General features: G+C 72.3%; 15 protein-coding genes. 10 read left to right on the forward strand and 5 right to left on the reverse strand.

Annotated elements, in window-relative coordinates; genetic code table 11:
- Positions 1-87 precede the first annotated feature (87 nt).
- Positions 88-915, reverse strand: a complete 828-nt coding sequence (locus KUM40_RS11055; RefSeq protein WP_254394926.1) for an IclR family transcriptional regulator — start codon at positions 913-915, stop codon at positions 88-90.
- A gap of 204 nt (positions 916-1,119) precedes the next feature.
- Between KUM40_RS11055 and KUM40_RS11060 the strand changes: the two genes are divergently transcribed.
- Together KUM40_RS11060 and KUM40_RS11065 are read left to right on the forward strand one after the other, a co-directional pair.
- On the forward strand, positions 1,120-1,443 hold the full coding sequence (locus tag KUM40_RS11060; protein ID WP_217165614.1) for a bifunctional 3-phenylpropionate/cinnamic acid dioxygenase ferredoxin subunit: 324 nt from the start codon (positions 1,120-1,122) through the stop codon (positions 1,441-1,443).
- A complete protein-coding gene (locus KUM40_RS11065; RefSeq protein ID WP_217165615.1) occupies positions 1,440-2,645 on the forward strand; it encodes an NAD(P)/FAD-dependent oxidoreductase in 1,206 nt (401 codons plus the stop codon). Before KUM40_RS11060 ends, KUM40_RS11065 begins: the two co-directional genes overlap by 4 nt.
- Positions 2,646-2,694: 49 nt before the next feature.
- Here KUM40_RS11065 and KUM40_RS11070 read toward each other — a convergent pair whose 3' ends face one another.
- Positions 2,695-3,357 carry a hypothetical protein gene (locus KUM40_RS11070; RefSeq protein WP_217165616.1) on the reverse strand — a complete coding sequence of 221 codons (663 nt, stop codon included), beginning with the start codon at positions 3,355-3,357 and terminating at the stop codon, positions 2,695-2,697.
- 419 nt (positions 3,358-3,776) lie between these two features.
- Between KUM40_RS11070 and KUM40_RS11075 the strand changes: the two genes are divergently transcribed.
- From KUM40_RS11075 to KUM40_RS11100, 6 genes are all read left to right on the forward strand, one after another.
- A complete protein-coding gene (locus tag KUM40_RS11075) occupies positions 3,777-6,554 on the forward strand; it encodes a nitrate- and nitrite sensing domain-containing protein (protein ID WP_217165617.1) in 2,778 nt (925 codons plus the stop codon).
- The gene (locus KUM40_RS11080) at positions 6,551-6,985 is read left to right on the forward strand and encodes a roadblock/LC7 domain-containing protein (protein ID WP_123622381.1); all 435 of its coding nucleotides are present in this window, start codon (positions 6,551-6,553) and stop codon (positions 6,983-6,985) included. The genes KUM40_RS11075 and KUM40_RS11080 overlap by 4 nt, the downstream gene beginning before the upstream one ends.
- Before the next feature lie 10 nt (positions 6,986-6,995).
- Positions 6,996-7,391, forward strand: coding sequence for a DUF742 domain-containing protein (locus tag KUM40_RS11085; RefSeq protein WP_217165618.1), 396 nt, complete (start codon positions 6,996-6,998; stop codon positions 7,389-7,391).
- 46 nt (positions 7,392-7,437) lie between these two features.
- Positions 7,438-8,043 carry an ATP/GTP-binding protein gene (locus tag KUM40_RS11090; RefSeq protein ID WP_217165619.1) on the forward strand — a complete coding sequence of 202 codons (606 nt, stop codon included), beginning with the start codon at positions 7,438-7,440 and terminating at the stop codon, positions 8,041-8,043.
- Between the two features lie 630 nt (positions 8,044-8,673).
- A complete protein-coding gene (locus KUM40_RS11095) occupies positions 8,674-9,483 on the forward strand; it encodes a M15 family metallopeptidase (protein ID WP_217165620.1) in 810 nt (269 codons plus the stop codon).
- Positions 9,484-9,530: 47 nt separating this feature from the next.
- Positions 9,531-10,067, forward strand: coding sequence for an NUDIX domain-containing protein (locus KUM40_RS11100; RefSeq protein WP_217165621.1), 537 nt, complete (start codon positions 9,531-9,533; stop codon positions 10,065-10,067).
- On the opposite strand, the gene KUM40_RS11105 is transcribed toward KUM40_RS11100, so the two are convergent.
- Positions 10,058-12,436, reverse strand: coding sequence for a glycoside hydrolase family 31 protein (locus KUM40_RS11105; RefSeq protein ID WP_217165622.1), 2,379 nt, complete (start codon positions 12,434-12,436; stop codon positions 10,058-10,060). The two genes, KUM40_RS11100 and KUM40_RS11105, sit on opposite strands and share 10 nt — an antisense overlap.
- Positions 12,437-12,649: 213 nt before the next feature.
- On the opposite strand from KUM40_RS11105, the gene KUM40_RS11110 reads away from it, so the two are divergent.
- Both KUM40_RS11110 and KUM40_RS11115 read left to right on the forward strand, forming a co-directional pair.
- Positions 12,650-14,632 (forward strand): acetoacetate--CoA ligase, encoded by a 1,983-nt coding sequence (locus KUM40_RS11110; protein WP_217165623.1) that lies wholly within the window; start codon positions 12,650-12,652, stop codon positions 14,630-14,632.
- A 119-nt stretch (positions 14,633-14,751) separates the two neighbouring features.
- Positions 14,752-15,663 (forward strand): hypothetical protein, encoded by a 912-nt coding sequence (locus tag KUM40_RS11115; protein WP_217165624.1) that lies wholly within the window; start codon positions 14,752-14,754, stop codon positions 15,661-15,663.
- 76 nt (positions 15,664-15,739) lie between these two features.
- Here KUM40_RS11115 and ptsP read toward each other — a convergent pair whose 3' ends face one another.
- Both ptsP and KUM40_RS11125 read right to left on the reverse strand, forming a co-directional pair.
- Positions 15,740-17,410, reverse strand: coding sequence for a phosphoenolpyruvate--protein phosphotransferase (ptsP, locus tag KUM40_RS11120; RefSeq protein ID WP_217165625.1), 1,671 nt, complete (start codon positions 17,408-17,410; stop codon positions 15,740-15,742).
- 77 nt (positions 17,411-17,487) lie between these two features.
- Positions 17,488-17,937 (reverse strand): PTS glucose transporter subunit IIA, encoded by a 450-nt coding sequence (locus KUM40_RS11125; RefSeq protein ID WP_217165626.1) that lies wholly within the window; start codon positions 17,935-17,937, stop codon positions 17,488-17,490.
- Positions 17,938-18,338 lie beyond the last annotated feature (401 nt).

The raw sequence follows: 18,338 nt of genomic DNA on the forward strand, positions 1-18,338 counted from the left end.
GCGGTGCGGCGGACGCGGTGCGGCGCGAGACCGGGGGATCCCCTTCGCGATCCCGGTCCCGTGCCGTCCGTCCGTACGGTCGGTCGCTCAGTCGCCGTACCCCATGCGGCGGGACAGCTCGACCCCCGCCGCCAGGGTGCGCTTCGCCAGGTCCGGCAGCCGGTCCGGCGTCAGCCGGTACACCGGGCCCGAGACACTGATCGAGGCGATGACCTTGCCGTCGTGGGAACGGACGGGTGCCGCCACGGCCGCGAGCCCGATCTCCAGCTCCTCCTGGGTGATCGCGTAGCCCTGCCCGGTCACGGTCTCCAGCTCGCCGCGCAGCACCGCCGCGCCGGTGACGGTCTGCTCGGTGAACCGGTGCAGCGGGCGGGCCAGCAGGCCCTCGCGCAGGGTGGGCGGCAGATGGGCGAGCAGCACCTTGCCGCTGGCGGTGGCGTGCAGCGGAGTGCGCCGGCCGAGCCAGTTCTGCGCCGTCACGGAGGCGGTGCCGCGCGCCTGCATGACGTTGACCGCCGCGTCGTCGTCCAGCACCGCGATGTTCGCCGTTTCGCCCAGTTCGTCGGCGAGTTCGCGGCAGACGGGCACGCCCTCCTGCGAGATGTCCAGCCGCACCGCCGCCGCCCCCGCGAGGCGCAGTACGCCGGCGCCCAGGTAGTACTTGCCGCGCTCCTTCTCCTGGGCCACCAGGCCCCGGTTCTCCAGCACGCCGAGCAGCCGGAACGCGGTGGACTTGTGCACCTCCAGCTCGTCGGCGATCTCGGTGACACCCGCCTCCCCGTGCCGGGCGAGGATCTCCAGCACGCTCACGGCGCGGTCCACCGACTGCACGGCGCTCGCGGCGCCTCTGCCGCCCTGCTTGTTCTCCACGTGGTCCTCACCATGGTCGGGCTGCTGCCTCTGTGTGCGGGTCATGGCTCAACTCTCACCACCTGGCGGCCCTGTGGGGGACCGCATCTGCGGGAAGCCCTTGACGCCACGGGCGCCCGCCCGGATTCTGTTGCGCATAGCGCTCTCCAGTGCGCTATGTGAAACATCATGTTACCGAAGCGTCCGGATCCCGGAAGGGTACGCGTCCGCGCACCCCACCGGACACGCTCCGGACCGAGAGGGGAGCCCATGATTCCCGTCTGCAGCCTCGAAGACCTCCCCAAGGGCGAGTCCGCCCGCGTCGCGACGAACCCGCCGATCGCCGTCTTCCACACCGACGACGGCGATCTCTACGCCATCGACGACACCTGCAGTCACCAGGACGCCTCGCTGTCCGACGGCTGGCTGGAGGGCTGCCTGGTCGAATGCCCGCTGCACGCCGCCTTGTTCGACCTCCGCACCGGTCGGCCCACCTGCCTCCCGGCCCGCAGGCCCGTGCGCACCCACCGGGTCACCGTCGACGACGGCTTCGTCCACGTCCATCTCGCCGCCGAGGAGGGCAGCGCCGCATGAGGACCGTGACCGTCGTCGGCGCCTCGCTGTCCGGCCTGTACGCCGCCCGGGAACTGCGGGCCCAGGGATTCGACGGCCGACTGGTGATCGTCGGCGACGAGTCCCACCGGCCCTACGACCGGCCTCCCCTCTCCAAGGACTACCTCACCGGCCGGGCCGACGAGGACCTGCTGGCGCTCACCGACGCCGAGGAGGGCGCCGACCTGGACGCCGAGTGGCTGCTCGGCGTCCGCGCCCGCGGTCTGGACGCCCGCGGCCGTACCGTCCTGCTCGACGACGGCCGCACCGTGTCCACGGACGGGGTCGTCGTCGCCACCGGCGCCTCGGCCCGCCGCCTCACCGTGGACCCGCTCACCGGCGTCCACACCCTGCGCACCCTGGACGACGCCCGCGCCCTGCGCGCGGAACTCACCCGCGGACCACGCCGGGTGGTCGTCATCGGCGGCGGCTTCATCGGCGCGGAGACCGCTTCCTCGTGCGCGGCTCTCGGGCACGCCGTCACCGTTGTCGAGGCCGCTCCACTGCCGCTCGTGCCCCAACTCGGACCCGAGATGGCCGCCGTGTGCGCCGCACTGCACCGCCGCGGCGGCGTTGGACTGGTCACCGGCGCCTGTGTGGCCGCACTGCACGGCACGGCGACCGTCACCGCGGTGGCGCTCACCGATGGCCGGACGCTGCCCGCGGACGTGGTGATCGTCGGCATCGGCGCCACGCCCAACACCGCCTGGCTGGCGGGCTCGGCACTGGTCCTGAACGACGGCGTCCTGTGCGACGACGGCTGTGTGACCTCCCTGCCGCAGGTGGTCGCCGTCGGCGACGTGGCCCGCGTCGGCGGCACCCGCGCGGAGCACTGGACCTCCGCCACGCGACAGCCCCGGGTCGCCGTGACGAACCTGCTCGCCGGGCGCACGGTGCGAAGCGCCCGGGCGGAGCCGTACTTCTGGTCCGACCAGTACGGCGCCCGCCTTCAGTTCGCCGGCCGGCGCCGGGAGGGCGACACCGTCCGCATCACCGAGGGTGGGACCGCCGGGGGCGGGCCCGCGGAGGGCGGCCTCCTCGCCCGGTACGAACGGGACGGCCGTACGACCGCGGTGCTCGCCGTCGACCGGCCCCGCCCCTTCATGCGGGCCCGCCGCGCACTCGCCCGCGAGATCCAGGGGCTGCCGCGGACGGCCGGGGCGGCGCGGTCGGCCGTGCTGTGAAGCCCGGTGGCCGGCCGCCGTGCTGTGCTCCCGGCCGCCGGCCTGCTGCTCAGGGGTGGGACAGCCGGCCCGTGCCGCCCCGCCTGCGTATCCGCTCCTGGCCCCGCTCGGCGGCCCTGGCCTGGCGCCTGGCCCGGCGACGCTCGCGGCGCATGGCCCGAGCGGTGCTGCTCGGGGCCGACACCACGCCGTGCCGCTGGTTGTAGACCTGGCGCGTCACCCACACGTCCAGCACGCCCCAGGTCGCCACCACCGTGCCCGCCACACTGCCGAGCACCATCGGGAAGGCCAGCCAGGACTCCGCCATCGTGCACAGAAAGGCGACCATCGCCAGTATCAGCGTCACGGCGACGACGATCACCGCGCGAACGGCCGCCGTACGCACCGGATCCGGGAGTCGGCGGCGCCGCGCGGGCTCCTCCGTCCACAACGGCCGGTAACCCGACCGCTGCTGCTGCTGCCGCCGCCGCTCGCGCGCTTCCCGCCCGTTCGATCGCTCCGGTCGTTCCCGCTCCGGTCGTTCCCGCTCCAGTCGTTCACGTGTCGGCTGTTCGCGGCTCGGCTGTTCGCGCGTCGGCCGTTCACCGGCCGGCGCGCCCGGCCCGGCAGCCGGAATGTCGCGATCCGGTGCCTCGGAGGCCGATGGGGCGGTCAACCCGCCCGCACCGTCTTCCTCGGGCGCCCCGCGCCGCTCCGCCGTGCCCATCAACATGTCACTCCCCACCGCCGACAGACAGCTCGCCCGTGCCCCAAGACACGGCTCCCCTTTGGCTGCCCGGCTTGCGCTGCTTTACGCCGCCCGGGGGCGGGATGCGGCTCCTGTGGCCGATTCCGCCACCATTTCCCGTAGTGAATGACGAACGACGGGTCCCCAAGATTCCCGAAAATCCCGCGCAGTCGAAGAATTTCGGCCAATCCGCCCGTCACGCCGGAACGACACCCTCCCGTCCGCCTGCGGATCCCGGGAGGCAATCTCCCGTAATGACCGGACAACTGACCATCGGTGGACCCCGGTGCGGAGGTTCGACCTCCGGACTGGTCTTCGAGTTACCTGTGCGTCAGTAGTAGGCTCGCGCCGTTTGTTGACGCACATGTGTACCCCCGCCGGTGGGGGTCGAGCTGGGGGAGGCCATGCGCTTTCGCGGGAAGTCGATCCGCCGGAAGATCGTGGCGCTGCTTCTCGTGCCGCTGGTGTCCCTCACCGCGATCTGGGCGTTCGCCACGGTACTGACGGGACGCGAGGCGGGGCGGCTGTTCAGCGTCTCGACCGTCGTCGAGGAGATCGGCTATCCGATCGAGGACACCGTCCGTGTCCTCCAGCAGGAACGCCGCCAGACCCTCGTCCACCTCGCCGATCCGCGCGCCTCCGACGGACTCGCCGCCCTTCAGCGCAGCCGCACCGCCACCGACGAGGCCGTCGCCGAGATCCGCCGCAACGCCACCGACGCCGACGTACGGGACGACCTCGGCCCGGCCGGGGAGGAGCGGCTCACCGCCGTACTGGACGCCTTCGACGGCATCGGCTCCCTGCGCCGCAGCGTCGAGGACGGCACCGTGAACCGCGCACAGGCTCTCGGCCTCTACAACCGCCTCGTCGATCCCTGCCACGACCTGCTCGCCAACCTCGACGTCGTCGACAACGTGAGCCTCGACAAGCAGTACCGCGCGCTCGTCAACATCTCCCGCGCCCGCGAACTGCTCTCCCGTGAGGACGCCCTCCTCGGCTCCGCCCTGGTCACCGGCCGGCTCACCCGCGGTGAGATACGTGACGTCTCCGACCTCGTGGCGCAGCGCACCGTCATGTACGACATCAACCTGCCGCTGCTGCCCTCCGCCGAACGCGGCCGCTACGAGAGCTTCTGGAAGAACGCCGCCTCCGCCCCGCTGCGGGTCGCCGAGGAGGCCGCCGTCGCCTCCGAGGCCGGCGAGCCGCGCGGCGTCACCGCCAAGAGCTGGGACACCGCCGCCGGCAGCGTCCTCGAGGAACTCGGCGACCTCGACGACCACGCGGCCGACCGCTACCAGGACCGGGTCGACCCGGTCGCCACCAACGTCATCGCCAAGGTGGTCATCGCCGGCGCGCTCGGCCTGATCGCCCTGCTGTACTCCGTCTTCCTGTCCGTACGCGTCGGCCGCTCCCTCATCCGCGACCTCAAGCAGTTGCGACTGGAGGCACACGAGGCCTCCGGCGTCCGCCTGCCCAGCGTGATGCGCCGCCTGTCGGCGGGCGAAGAGGTCGACGTGGAGACCGAGGTGCCGCGCCTGGAGTACGACAGGAACGAGATCGGCGAGGTCGGCCAGGCCCTCAACACCCTCCAGCGGGCCGCCGTGGAAGCCGCCGTCAAACAGGCCGAACTCCGCGCCGGCGTCTCCGAGGTCTTCGTCAACCTCGCCCGACGCAGCCAGGTGCTGCTGCACAAGCAGCTCACCCTGCTCGACACGATGGAGCGCAGGACCGAGGACACCGGGGAACTCGCCGACCTGTTCCGCCTGGACCACCTGACCACCCGCATGCGCCGGCACGCCGAGGGCCTGGTCATCCTCTCCGGCGCCGCACCCTCCAGGCAGTGGCGCAAGCCCGTCCAGCTCATGGACGTGGTGCGGGCCGCCGTCGCCGAGGTCGAGGACTACGAGCGCATCGAGGTCCGCAGGCTGCCGCGCGTCGCCGTCACCGGACCGGCGGTCGCCGACCTCACCCACCTGGTGGCCGAACTCCTGGAGAACGCCACGGTGTTCTCGCCGCCGCACACCGCCGTGCAGGTCCTGGGCGAACGCGTCGCCAACGGCTTCACCCTGGAGATCCACGACCGCGGCCTCGGCATGGCCGCCGACGCCCTCCTCGACGCCAACCTCCGGCTGGCCGAGACACCCGAGTTCGAGCTGTCCGACACCGACCGGCTCGGTCTCTTCGTCGTCAGCCGGCTCGCCCAGCGGCAGAACGTCCGGGTGTCCCTGCAGCCCTCCCCGTACGGCGGCACCACCGCGGTCGTATTCGTCCCCGACGCGCTGCTCACGGACGACGCGCCCGACACCAACGGCGTCGGTTTCCGCCTCGACCGCCCGCAGCACGTCAAGGCGAAGGAGCGGGAGGAGAGCCGCCGTTCCGCCCTCTCGCACGTGCCCGCACAGCTCCCGGACCGGCCGGCCCCGCTGCTGGACGGTCCGGTCGAACTGGAGGCGCCCGTCGACCTGGACGCCCTCGACGACCAGGACGGTGAGCGGGGCGGCCTGTTCCGCCCGCGCCGCTCACTGGTCGCCGCCGACGACGACCAGGCGGCCCGCCGCACCGAACGGCGACGCCCCGGGCCGGGCCACGAAGCCGAGCCGGCCGAGGACGGGAACGAGGCGAACGGACCGCTTCCGCTGCCCCGCCGCCGGACCCCCAAGCTGGTCAGCTCGCACGGGCGTCCGGTCCCTGAACGGGCCGCCCGGGACGCCGAGGACGCCGAGCACGCCGAGGACGAGGCGCCGACGGCGGGCGCGGACCACACGGACCACACGGAGTACCCGACCCCGACGCGGGCACAGGAGGGTGAGCCGCCCGCTCTGCCCGCCCGCGGCTCCGTCGGCCGTACGGAGTCCGACGCGCTGCCCTCCCTGCCCGCCCGCCGCCGAGGCGCGCCCCCCGCCCGCGACGACTCGCCGTCCGGCGACGGCGCCACCGGCGCGCTGCCCCGGCGCGTACGCCAGGCCAACCTGGCCCCCCAGCTCAGACAGAGCCCCGAACCCTCCGCCGAGGACCACTCCGACCCCACCGACCGTGACGCCGAGGAAGTACGCAGCCGTATGGCATCACTCCAGCGCGGCTGGCAACGCGGCCGCACGGAGAACGCCGCGGGTGACGACGTCCCCGACGGGGGCACCGCACCATCAGCACCACGAGGAACGACAAAGGGGGACGGTCGATGACCGCACCGAAGACGACCGGCCACACCGCGACCAAGTCGGGGGAGCTGAACTGGCTCCTCGACGACCTGGTGGACCGTGTCGCGAGCATCCGCAAGGCCGTCGTCCTGTCCGGCGACGGCCTGGCGACGGGCGTGTCCAAGGACCTGACCCGGGAGGACAGCGAGCACCTGGCCGCCGTGGCGTCGGGATTCCACAGCCTCGCCAAGGGCGTGGGCCGCCACTTCGAGGCGGGCAGCGTCCGGCAGACCGTCGTAGAACTCGACGACGCCTTCCTCTTCGTCACCGCCGCCGGCGACGGCAGTTGCCTGGCCGTCCTGTCGGACGCCGACTCGGACGTCGGACAGGTCGCCTACGAGATGACCCTCCTCGTCAAGCGGGTCGGCGTGCACCTGGGCACCGCGCCGCGCACCGATCTGCCCTCGGGCGGGTAAGTGGGATGACATGAGCGCAGACGGTCAGGGAAGAAACCACTGGTTCGACGACGAGGCGGGGCCCGTCGTCCGTCCGTACGCCATGACGCGCGGCCGCACCTCCAGCGCGGCCCAGCACCGCCTCGACCTGATCGCGGTGGTCGTCACGGAACCCCACGCGGACGACCCGGAGGCGGACGTCACCCTCTCCCCGGAGCACGTGGACATCGTCGGACTGTGCCGGCAGGAGCCGCAGTCGGTCGCCGAGCTCGCCGCCGAACTCGACCTCCCCGTCGGGGTCGTGCGGGTCCTGGTCGGAGACCTCGTGGACGTCGAACTCGTCCACGTCAACCGGCCCGTGCCCCCGGCCGAACTGCCGGACGAGAACATTCTGCGCGACGTGATCAGCGGGCTGAGGGCACTGTGAATCGGCTCCCGGGCACGGTGAGCGGCACGTTAAGGAGAAGAGATCGATGATCTTCGGGCGTTCTCAGCGCGGCAAGCCGCCGGTCGAGCCCGTCACGCTCAAGATCCTGGTGGCCGGCGGGTTCGGCGTGGGCAAGACCACCCTCGTCGGCGCGGTCAGCGAGATCAGACCGCTGCGCACCGAGGAACTGCTCACCGAGGCCGGGCGGCCCGTGGACGACGTCAGCGGTGTGGAGGAAAAGCACACCACCACGGTGGCCATGGACTTCGGGCGGATCACGCTGCGCGAGGACCTGGTGCTGTACCTCTTCGGCACGCCCGGCCAGGAGCGGTTCTGGTTCATGTGGGACGAGCTGTCCGAGGGCGCGCTGGGTGCCGTCGTGCTGGCCGACACCCGGCGCCTGGAGGACTGCTTCGCCGCCGTCGACTACTTCGAGCGGCGCTCCATCCCGTTCGTGGTCGGCGTCAACCGCTTCGAGGGCTCGGCCCGCTACCCGGCCGAGACCGTCCGCCAGGCCCTCGACCTCGACGCCGACGTTCCCCTGGTGATGTGCGACGCCCGGGACCGGGAGTCCGTCAAGGAGGTCCTCATCGGCGTCGTCCAGCACGCGATGGCCCAGGCGACGGACCGGCGCCGAGTCGTCACGACCTGAGGGGCACACCTACCCTCGCCGTCGCTGTCGTCGCTGTACTCGCCCTCGCGCACCGACGCCTCCATGGCGGGTGCCCGCTCGGCGTCCCGCCGCCAGTGCGCCCGGAGTCCGTCGAGACCGCCCCACACGCCGGGGGCCGGTCCGGCCGCGTACGCGGCACCCGTCCGCCTGGTGCTGCATCAGCAGGTTGTTCTTCGCCGTGCCCACGTCGTCGAAGCGCAGGAGAGCCCGCGCGACGAGTGCCGGAATAGGCCGGGATGTACGGCGACGTCGACCGAGACCGGAAGTGTTCACCGGCGCCCGGGGGACGCCAAGGTGGCCGACCGCAACGGTTCACGTCCCGCCGACCGGCCCGCACCGGCCCGCACCGGCCGTCCGGCCCACGCCCGACGCCCCCCGTCGCCCGAGCGCTCCTGACGACCCCGAACGCCGCACGCCGACCGTGTGCGACGCCGTTCGGCGGTCCGGTGCCCTGACCCTGCGTCAACTCCAACTCGCCCCGCTCAACGCCGTGGCGGCCGGCGGATCCAGCCCCTCCGGATCGGTGAGCACCAGGAAGTCGTCACCGCCGATGTGTCGTCGGCCGGCCTACTTCCCTCGCACGCCATAACCCTGATAGATGCAGGGGACATGACACGAATCTCCATCGCGTTCCGCGGACTGGTCACCACCTTCGCCGCCCTGCTCGCCGTCACGGCCGTCCCCGCCACCGCTCGGGCGCGGCCCGAACCGAAGGCCCCGGAGGACTTCGTGGCCCTGAGAAGCGTCGACCCGACGATCATCGAGGAGATGCGCTACGTCACCCCGCACAACTTCGTCGGCGAGCCCGTGGACGGCTACCGACAGCCCCTGTGCATCCTCACCCGCCCCGCGGCCGAAGCCCTCCACCTGGCCCAGACCCGGCTGCTGCGCCAGGGATACTCCCTCAAGGTGTACGACTGCTACCGTCCGCAGCGCGCCGTCGACCACTTCGTCCGCTGGGCCGAAGACCTCGACGACCAGAAGACGAAGGCCGAGTTCTATCCGGACGTCGACAAGACCCGTCTCTTCGCCGACGGCTACATCGCGGAGAAGTCCGGGCACAGCCGCGGCTCGACCATGGACCTCACCATCGTCCGGCTCCCGGCGAAGCCCACACCGCCCTACCACCCCGGACAGCCCCTGGTGTCCTGCTTCGCGCCACAGGACGAGCGCTTCCCCGACAACTCCGTCGACATGGGCACCGGCTACGACTGCTTCGACACCCGCTCACACACCCTGGACCCCCGCATCCAGGGGCCCCAGCGCGCCAACCGGCTGCTGCTCAAGAACACCCTGGAGGACGTCGGCCTGGTGAACCTCCCCGAAGAGTGGTGGCACTTCACGTACAAGCCCGAGGCCTACCCGGACACCTACTTCGACTTCCCGGTCTCCGCGAAGTCGCTCGCCGGCCGCCGCTGAACGGCCTGCCGGAGCCGCCCCCTCCGTAATCGGATACAGTCCGCCGCGTGTCCGAAACTGAAACCTCCGTTCCCAACTCCGCGCCGGACTCCCACTGTTCGAGCTGCGGAACGCCCTACGGAGAGGGCCTCTCCGGCTGGCCCCGCACCTGCCCAGCGTGCGGCACCGTGGCCTACCGAAACCCGCTGCCGGTCGCGGTCGCCCTCCAGCCCGTGTACGACACGCAGGGCACCGCCCTGGTCGTCATCACCCGCACCGTGACCCCCGCGCGCGGGGGCGTCGCCCTGCCCGGCGGCTACGTCGACGACCGGGAGGACTGGCGGCAGGCCGTCGTCCGCGAACTCGAGGAGGAGACGGGCATCGACGCCGCGAGCCGCGACGTACGGCTGTCCGACGCCATGAGCTCGCCCGACGGCCACCTGCTGCTCTTCGGGCTGCTGCCCGAGCGGCCGGCCGAGGGCCTCCCGCCCTCCGCCGCCACGAACGAGACCGAGGGATGGCACCTCCTGCGCAGGGCGGAGGAACTGGCCTTCCCGCTCCACACGCGGGCCGTACGGGCCTTCTTCGAGGGCCGCTACATCTGAGCCGAGCGCTCCGCGATCCCACGGACGCGGACCGGGCAGGACGGCTCGCTCACGCCGTCCTCGCCCTCCCGCTCCACGACCACCCGCCGCCCCTCCCAGCGCGACACATACCGTTCGATCTCCGGCTCCGCCCAGCCGTCGCCCGCGTCCGGCACGACCAGCCCCCCGCCGGTCCGCCCCCGCGCGGGCGCCCACACCTCAAGTTCCGGTGCGCCGTCCCGCCCGCGCACCGGAACCACCGCCCCCGCGCGCGCGAACACCGGAATCCGCGCCGGGGGAGCGTCGACGAGAACCCGCGCCGGCCCCTCGTACGCCCGCTCCGTCACCACGTCGTACCAGCGCCCCCGCGGCAACCGCACCGCACGCGTGTCCGCCCCGGGGTGGAGCACCGGCGCCACCAGCAGACGGTCGCCCAGCAGGAAGGCGTCCCCGCAGTCCCGCAACGTCCGATCCTCCGGCGTCGACCACCACAGGGGACGCACATAGGGGGCGCCCGTGCGCCGGGCCAGGTGCGCCAGCGTCACGAAGTACGGCAGCAGCCGCCGCCGCTCGACGAGCGCCACGCGCGCGTGCTCCAGCACCTCGGCCCCGAACTCCCACGGCTCCCGGCGTCCCGCCCGCGGCCCCGCGTGGGTGCGGAACAGCGGCAGGTAAGCGGCTAGCTGGAACCATCGCAGGTACAGCTCAGGCGAAGGACTCCCACCGGACCCGCCCACGTCCGGCCCCGAATACGGCACCCCGCACAGCCCGAGCCCCATCACCAGCGCCAGCGAAGCCCGCAGCCCCGGCCAGCCCGTGGCCACGTCCCCGGACCACGTGCCGCCGTAGCGCTGCATCCCGGCCCACCCGGAGCGCGAGAGGACGAACGGCCGCTCGTCGGGCGTCAGAGCCCGCAGCCCCTCGTACCCGGCCCGGGCCATGCACAGCGCGTAGACGTTGTGCGCCTCCCGATGGTCGCCGCCCCTGCCCTCCAGCGAGTGCCGGGCCGACCGCGGCAGCGTCGACTCCCCGAAGGCGGCGAACGACGTGGGCTCGTCCAGGTCGTGCCAGAACCCGGCGAACCCCTGCCCGAGCCGCTCCTCGTAGAGCCCGCCCCACCACCCGCGCGCGCACGCGTGCGTGAAGTCCGGAAAGACCACGTCCCCCGGCCGCCCCACACCCCGGACGACCGCCCCGGAGGCATCCCGCACGAACGCGTCCCCACGCGTCCCGCCGTCGTACACGCCACTGCCCGGCGCGGCCGGTACCGCCGGCTCGACGACCGACACCAGCCGGATGCCGTCCCGCCGCAACTCCTCGGCGAGCACGGGCAGCTTCGCGAAGCGCTCCTCGTCCACCGTGAACACCCGCTGGGCGTCGGCATGTCCGATGCCCAGATGCACCGCGTCCAGCGGCAGATCCCGCTCCTGATAGCCGGCGACGACCCGGCGTATGTCCTGCTCGTCACCGGAACCCCACCGCGCGTGATGATGCCCGAGCGCCCACGCCGGAGGCAGCGCGGGCGCCCCGGTGAGCGACGCCCAGGCCAGCAGCACGCGCGCGGGGGTACCCACCATCACCCAGCACCGCAGTGGACCGCCGTCCATCCGCAGCACACTCCGCCCCGGCCGGTCGTGCCCGGAGCCCTCGCCCTCCGTACCCTCCCGCAACGCCACCGTGCCGTCCCACGAACTGTCGTGGAAGACCAGGTGCGTCCCCGCGTCCGCCACCACCAACTGGACGGGCATCGTGACGGACAACGGGTCCTCACCCGGAGCGAAGGGCAGGCCGCGGGCCGTGTTCCACAGCCGGTACGTGCCCTCCCGCAGCCGGGGCCCCGCAGACCGCCCGCCGAGCCCGAAGAACCGGGCGTCGGCCGCCACCTCCGACCGCTGCGTCCAGCGCGCCGGCCCGCCCCCCACCGGCTCCCACCAGCGGGGCGGCAGCTCACTTCGCAGCACCACACCCCCGGGCGTACGGACCTCGATCGCGCCGTGCCGGGACACGGCCACCGTCGCCCGCTCCGCCACCACCCGCCAGCCGCCGTCCTTGTCCGGCTCCAGCACCGCCCGCGGATCCGGCTCCGGACAACGGCCCGCCAACGCGTACGACGGCTCAGGACCGGCCCCGTCCCAGCCCCAGAACACGGCTCCGTTCACCGCGACGAGGACGCGCAGCTCCGAGCGGCCGAACCGGACGACACCGCCCCCGGGCCCGGGCTCCACCTCCCGCATCGGACCCGGCACCCGCGCCCGCTCCGCGCCCCGTGGCGGCAGCCCGGCGGCATCGGCCCGCCGCCTGCGCAACGCCGCCCGTACGGTACGCAACCCCTGCGCCATCCCCGCGGAACCGACCGTCTTCATCGAACGCACCAGGTCACGACCGTCCATGCTGCTCACCCTGCCATCGACGACCTCGCGCCAGGGCGTCGTTCAACTGCCGTTCACCCGTGACGGGACCACATCTTCATGTCACCGACTATGTGGGGCCCGCCCTGGTGCGGAAGTCGATCACATGGCATCGTCCCTGTCAGCCGCGTCACGCGCACACCCCAGCCCGTGCGCGGAGGACGCACACGACGCGCACAGTCCGGGAGCCGCCCCATGTCGACCGTGAACCCCCAGCCGCTCTGGCAGCCAGACCCGCAGCGCATCGCCCAGGCGCGGATCACCAGGTTCCAGGCCTGGGCAGCCGAGCACCACGGCGCCCCCGCCGAAGGCGGATACGCCGCCCTGCACCGCTGGTCCGTCGACGAGCCGGACACCTTCTGGAAAGCCGTCACGGAATGGTTCGACGTACGCTTCTCGACCCCCTACGCGCGCGTGCTGGGCGACCGCGCGATGCCCGGCGCCCAGTGGTTCCCCGGCGCCACGCTGAACTACGCCGAACACGCCCTGCGCGCCGCGGCCACCCGCGCGGACGAACCGGCCCTCCTCCATGTCGACGAGACCCACGAACCGAGCCCCGTCACCTGGGCCGAGCTGCGCCACCAGGTCGGCTCGCTCGCCGCCGAGCTGCGCGCCCTCGGCGTACGCCCCGGCGACCGCGTCAGCGGCTACCTCCCCAACATCCCGCAGGCCGTGGTCGCCTTCCTCGCCACCGCCGCCGTGGGCGGCGTCTGGACCTCCTGCGCCCCCGACTTCGGCGCCCGCAGCGTCCTGGACCGCTTCCAGCAGGTCGAACCCGTCGTCCTGTTCACCGTCGACGGCTACCGCTACGGCGGCAAGGAACACGACCGCCGCGACACCGTCGCCGAACTGCGCCGAGAACTGCCCACCCTGCGGGCGGTGGTCCACATCCCGCTGCTCGGCACCGAAGCCCCCGAAGGCGCGCTGGAATGGGACGCCCTGACGGCCGTGGACACGGACACGGACCCCGTGTTCGAGCAGGTGCCCTTCGACCACCCCCTGTGGGTGCTCTACTCCTCCGGCACCACGGGCCTGCCCAAGGCCATCGTCCAGTCCCAGGGCGGCATCCTGGTCGAACACCTCAAGCAGCTCGGCCTGCACTGCGACCTCGGCCCCGAGGACCGCTTCTTCTGGTACACCTCGACCGGCTGGATGATGTGGAACTTCCTCGTCTCCGGCCTGCTCACCGGCACCACGATCGTCCTCTACGACGGCAGCCCCGGCTTCCCGGGCACAGACGCCCAGTGGCGCATCGCCGAGCGCACCGGCGCCACCCTCTTCGGCACCTCCGCCGCCTACGTCATGGCCTGCCGCAAGGCCGACGTGCACCCGGCCCGCGACCACGACCTCTCCCGGGTCCAGTGCGTCGCCACCACCGGCTCCCCGCTCCCGCCCGACGGCTTCCGCTGGCTGCACGACGAATTCGCCGAGAGCGGGGCGGACCTGTGGATCGCCTCCGTCAGCGGCGGAACCGACGTGTGCTCCTGCTTCGCGGGCGCCGTCCCCACCCTCCCGGTCCACATCGGCGAACTCCAGGCCCCCGGACTCGGCACAGACCTCCAGTCCTGGGACCCGAACGGCCACCCCCTCACCGACGAGGTCGGCGAACTGGTCGTCACCAAACCCATGCCCTCGATGCCGATCCGCTTCTGGAACGACCCCGACGGCAGCCGCTACCACGACAGCTACTTCGACACCTACCCCGGCGTCTGGCGGCACGGCGACTGGATCACCCTCACCTCCCGCGGGTCCGTCGTCATCCACGGCCGCTCCGACTCCACCCTCAACCGGCAGGGTGTCCGCATGGGCTCGGCCGACATCTACGAAGCCGTCGAGCGCCTCCCCGAGATCAGGGAATCCCTGGTCATCGGCGTCGAACAGCCCGACGGCGGCTACTGGATGCCCCTGTTCGTGCACCTGGCCCCCGGAGCCGTCCTCGACGAGACCCTCCTCGAGCGCATCAAGCAGACCATCCGCGCACAACTCTCCCCGCGCCACGTCCCCGACGAGGTCATCGAGGTGCCCGGCATCCCGCACACCCTGACCGGCAAGCGCATCGAGGTCCCGGTCAAGCGCCTCCTCCAGGGCACCCCGCTGACCAAGGCCGTCAACCCCGGCTCCATCGACAACCTCGACCTGCTCCACTTCTACGAGGACCTCGCCCGCAAGCGCTCCTGACCAGGACGGCAACGAGCCGGCCGCCCCCGCACGGCGGCCGGCCGCCCGCGCCCCGACGCTGTTGTCAGTGCTGCCGATTACTGTGAGTGAGCATTGATCGACCGTGCACAGGGGGAAACATGGCGCACACCGACAAGACCGGCCAGACCGACCAGACCATGCGACGGGTCCTGCGCCGCGAAATCGCGGGAACCATCGGACTGCTCACCGACGAACACGACTTCCGGGCCATGCGGCGCTACCGCAGCTTCACCTTCCACGACCACGCCGCCTACCTCCGCCAGGTGGAAGACCTGCTCAGGGCACGCGCGGCACAGGGCACCCACACCACGATCGCGCTCTTCGACCCGGAGGAGTACGCCGACTTCTGCACCGTGGCGGGCCTCGACGCCGACGCCTCCGCCAGCCGCGCCCGGTTCACCGCCGAACTCGCCGTCCACGGCCCCACCGTGCCGTACGAGGGCCAGTCCCTCGCCGACCTGCTCCCGGCCCTCGTCGACGAAGCCGTCCGCCAGGCCACCTGGGAGTACACGTCCAGCCTGCTCGCCCGCCTCGGCAGTTGCGCCACCTGCGGCGAGGACCTCGGCCGAGCCGCCTTCACCCGCGCCGCACGCTTGCTGAGCCGCGTCCTCGAAACGGCCCCACCGGGCAGCCGGCACCTGGTCTGCAGCGTGTCGGGTCATCCGGAGGAGACCCTCGTCTCCGTCCTCCTCGCAGAGGAGGAGACCGACGGCACCCCGCACATCGACGAGGCAGAGGCCCTGGAATTCACCAGCGTCCTCGCCCTCGGCCTGGCGACCCACAGCCCCGGCGGACTCGTCATGCGTGTCAGCCCGTCGAACGGCCCCGACCGCATCCACGGCTGGCGGCTGCGGGGATACGGTCTCGAACCCCTCACCGCCGGTGAGGTCTTCGACGCCTACTGCACCGACGTCGACTCCGGCGACCTCATCTCCCCGGAATCCAACGTCGACTACTGCGCACCGCCCGACCTGGGGGACGACCGCCTGCCACCGGGACACCACCACTGAACGCCCGCGGGGCGTCCCACCCCAAGGTGGAACGCCCCGCACCGGACAGCCACGGCGGCGGCCTCGCCGCTCGGCCCTACTCGCCGGACAGCACCGCCTGAGCGGCGTTCCGCGCCTCCTCGGCGCTTTCCGCCGCCCGGGCGGCCGCCGCGGCGCGCTCGCACTGCGCCAGCGTGAACTTCGCCAGAGACGCCCGGACGTAGGGCAAAGACGCCGCACCCATGGAAAGAGAGGTGACACCCAGACCGGTCAGCACACACGCCAGCAGCGGATCCGAAGCGGCCTCACCGCAGACACCGCAGCTCTTGCCCTCGGCCTTCGCCGCCTCGGCGGACAGCGCGACAAGGTCGAGCAGCGCCGGCTGCCACGGGTCCTGCAGCCGGGAGACCGCACCCACCTGACGGTCGGCGGCGAAGGTGTACTGCGCGAGGTCGTTCGTCCCCAGCGACAGGAACTCCACCTCCTGCAGCACCGAGCGGGCCCGCAGCGCGGCCGACGGGATCTCCACCATGGCGCCGAACTTCGCCCGCAGCCCGGCCTCGCGGCACGCGTCCGCGAACGCCTTGGCATCGGCGCGGTCCGCCACCATCGGCGCCATGACCTCGAGATAGACCGGCAGCCCCTCCGCCGCCTTCGCCAGCGCGGTTAGCTGGGTACGCAGCACGTCCGGGTGGTCGAGCAGCGTACGCAGGCCCCGCACGCCGAGCGCCGGGTTCGGCTCGTCGCCCGGGGTGAGGAAGTCCAGCGGCTTGTCGGCGCCGGCGTCCAGCACCCGCACGACGACCCGGCCCTGCGGGAACGCCTCCAGCACCTGGCGGTAGGCGGTGACCTGCTTCTCCTCCGACGGCGCGTTCTTGCTGTCGTCGAGGAAGAGGAACTCGGTCCGGAACAGACCGACACCCTCCGCGCCGGCCTCGACCGCCGCGGGCACGTCGGCGGGACCACCGATGTTCGCGAGCAGCGGCACCTTGTGACCGTCCGAGGTCGCACCCGGCCCCGTCGCGGCGGCCAGCGCGGCCTTGCGCTCGGCCGCCTCCGCCGCCAGTCGCGCCTTCTTCTCCTTGGCCGGGTTCACGAAAATCTCACCGGTGCTGCCGTCCACGGCGACGACGGTGCCCTCGGGGAGCTCCCCGGCCCCCGGCAGGGCCACCACCGCGGGCACGCCGAGCGCCCGCGCGAGAATCGCGCTGTGGCTGGTCGGTCCGCCCTCCTCGGTGACGAAGCCGAGGACGAGAGTCGGGTCGAGCAGCGCGGTGTCGGCCGGCGCCAGATCCCGGGCGATGAGAACGTACGGCTCGTCGCTGTCCGGAACCCCCGGCATCGGCACCCCGAGCAGACGCGCGACGATACGATTCCGCACGTCGTCAAGGTCTGCCACGCGGCCGGCCAGGTACTCACCGGCACCGGCCAGCAGGGCGCGGTACGCGGCGAAGGCGTCGTACACCGCGCGCTCGGCGGTGCTCCCGACGGTGATGCGCCGCTCCACGTCCGCCATCAGCTCGGGGTCCTGGGCCATCATGGCCTGCGCCTCGAGCACGGCCTGGGCCTCGCCCCCCGCCAGATTGCCACGTGCCATCAGGTCGGCCGCCACAGCTTCCACCGCCTTGCGGGCGCGCCCCTGCTCACGCTCCGCGTCCTCGGCCGGAATCTGCTTCGCGGGCGGCTCCAGGACCGCCGTCCCCATGTGCCGAACCTCGCCGATCGCCACTCCGTGACTCACACCGACGCCTCGCAGCGTTGTCTCCATCTCACCCGTCCCGATAGTGCGGCGGGTCCCGCCGCCGCGGTGGTTGTCCTACCAGCCGTCATCCGACGGCGTTGACGTCACTTCCAGAGAAAGAGACTCTCGCCGGCCTTCACGTCGCCGTCCTCACGGAGCTCGGTGAGTGCCTCGGCCGTGGCCTCCAGGGCCACGATCGGGCAGACGGGCGACTTGCCCGCGGCCTCGACGGCGGCCGGGTCCCAGCGCACCACGCCCTGACCGCGCACGACCGTGTCGCCCTTGTTCACCAGGAGCTCGAAGCCCTCGCCGTTGAGCTGCACGGTGTCGATGCCGAGATGAGTCAGCACACCGTGCCCGCTGTCGTCGACGACGACGAAGGCGTGCGGGTGCAGAGAGACGATGACGCCGTCGACGGGGGAGACCGCCTCGGAAGCCTCCCTTACGGGGTCGATGGCGGTGCCCGGGCCGACCATGGCCCCGGAGAAGACGGGATCGGGCACAGCGGCAAGGCCGATGGCGCGTCCTGCGAGCGGGGACGAGACGGTGGTCATGGGAAGCCTCCCAGGGCGGGGATCTGTACGGGCCGTCACTGCCTGTCCCGGACGGCACATTGAGCAGCAGCGTATGTCATAGGAAGTACCGGTTCCGCATAAGTGTTCCGATTAGAGGTCTAGACCACACTCCTCGCGGATTTGCACCCGTTCCGCGGCCCCGTGTAGAGTCGTTAGTCCTGTCTGAGGTTGAGCGATGCGTAGCAAGGCGTCCTCACCCCAACAGCATCCAACTCATCAGATCCTATCGCTGGATCGCCTTCTGCATGTCCGCAGGACGGTGGTCAGAAGCACCGGGAAAGCCTGATAGAGTCGGAAACGCAAGACAGCAGGATAGCAGGACCGAAGGGAAGCGCCCGGAGGAAAGCCTGAGAGAGTCTCTCGGGTGAGTACAAAGGAAG

Origin of the sequence: Streptomyces sp. AC512_CC834 (assembly GCF_019049325.1) — a bacterium.
Taxonomy (GTDB): domain Bacteria; phylum Actinomycetota; class Actinomycetes; order Streptomycetales; family Streptomycetaceae; genus Streptomyces.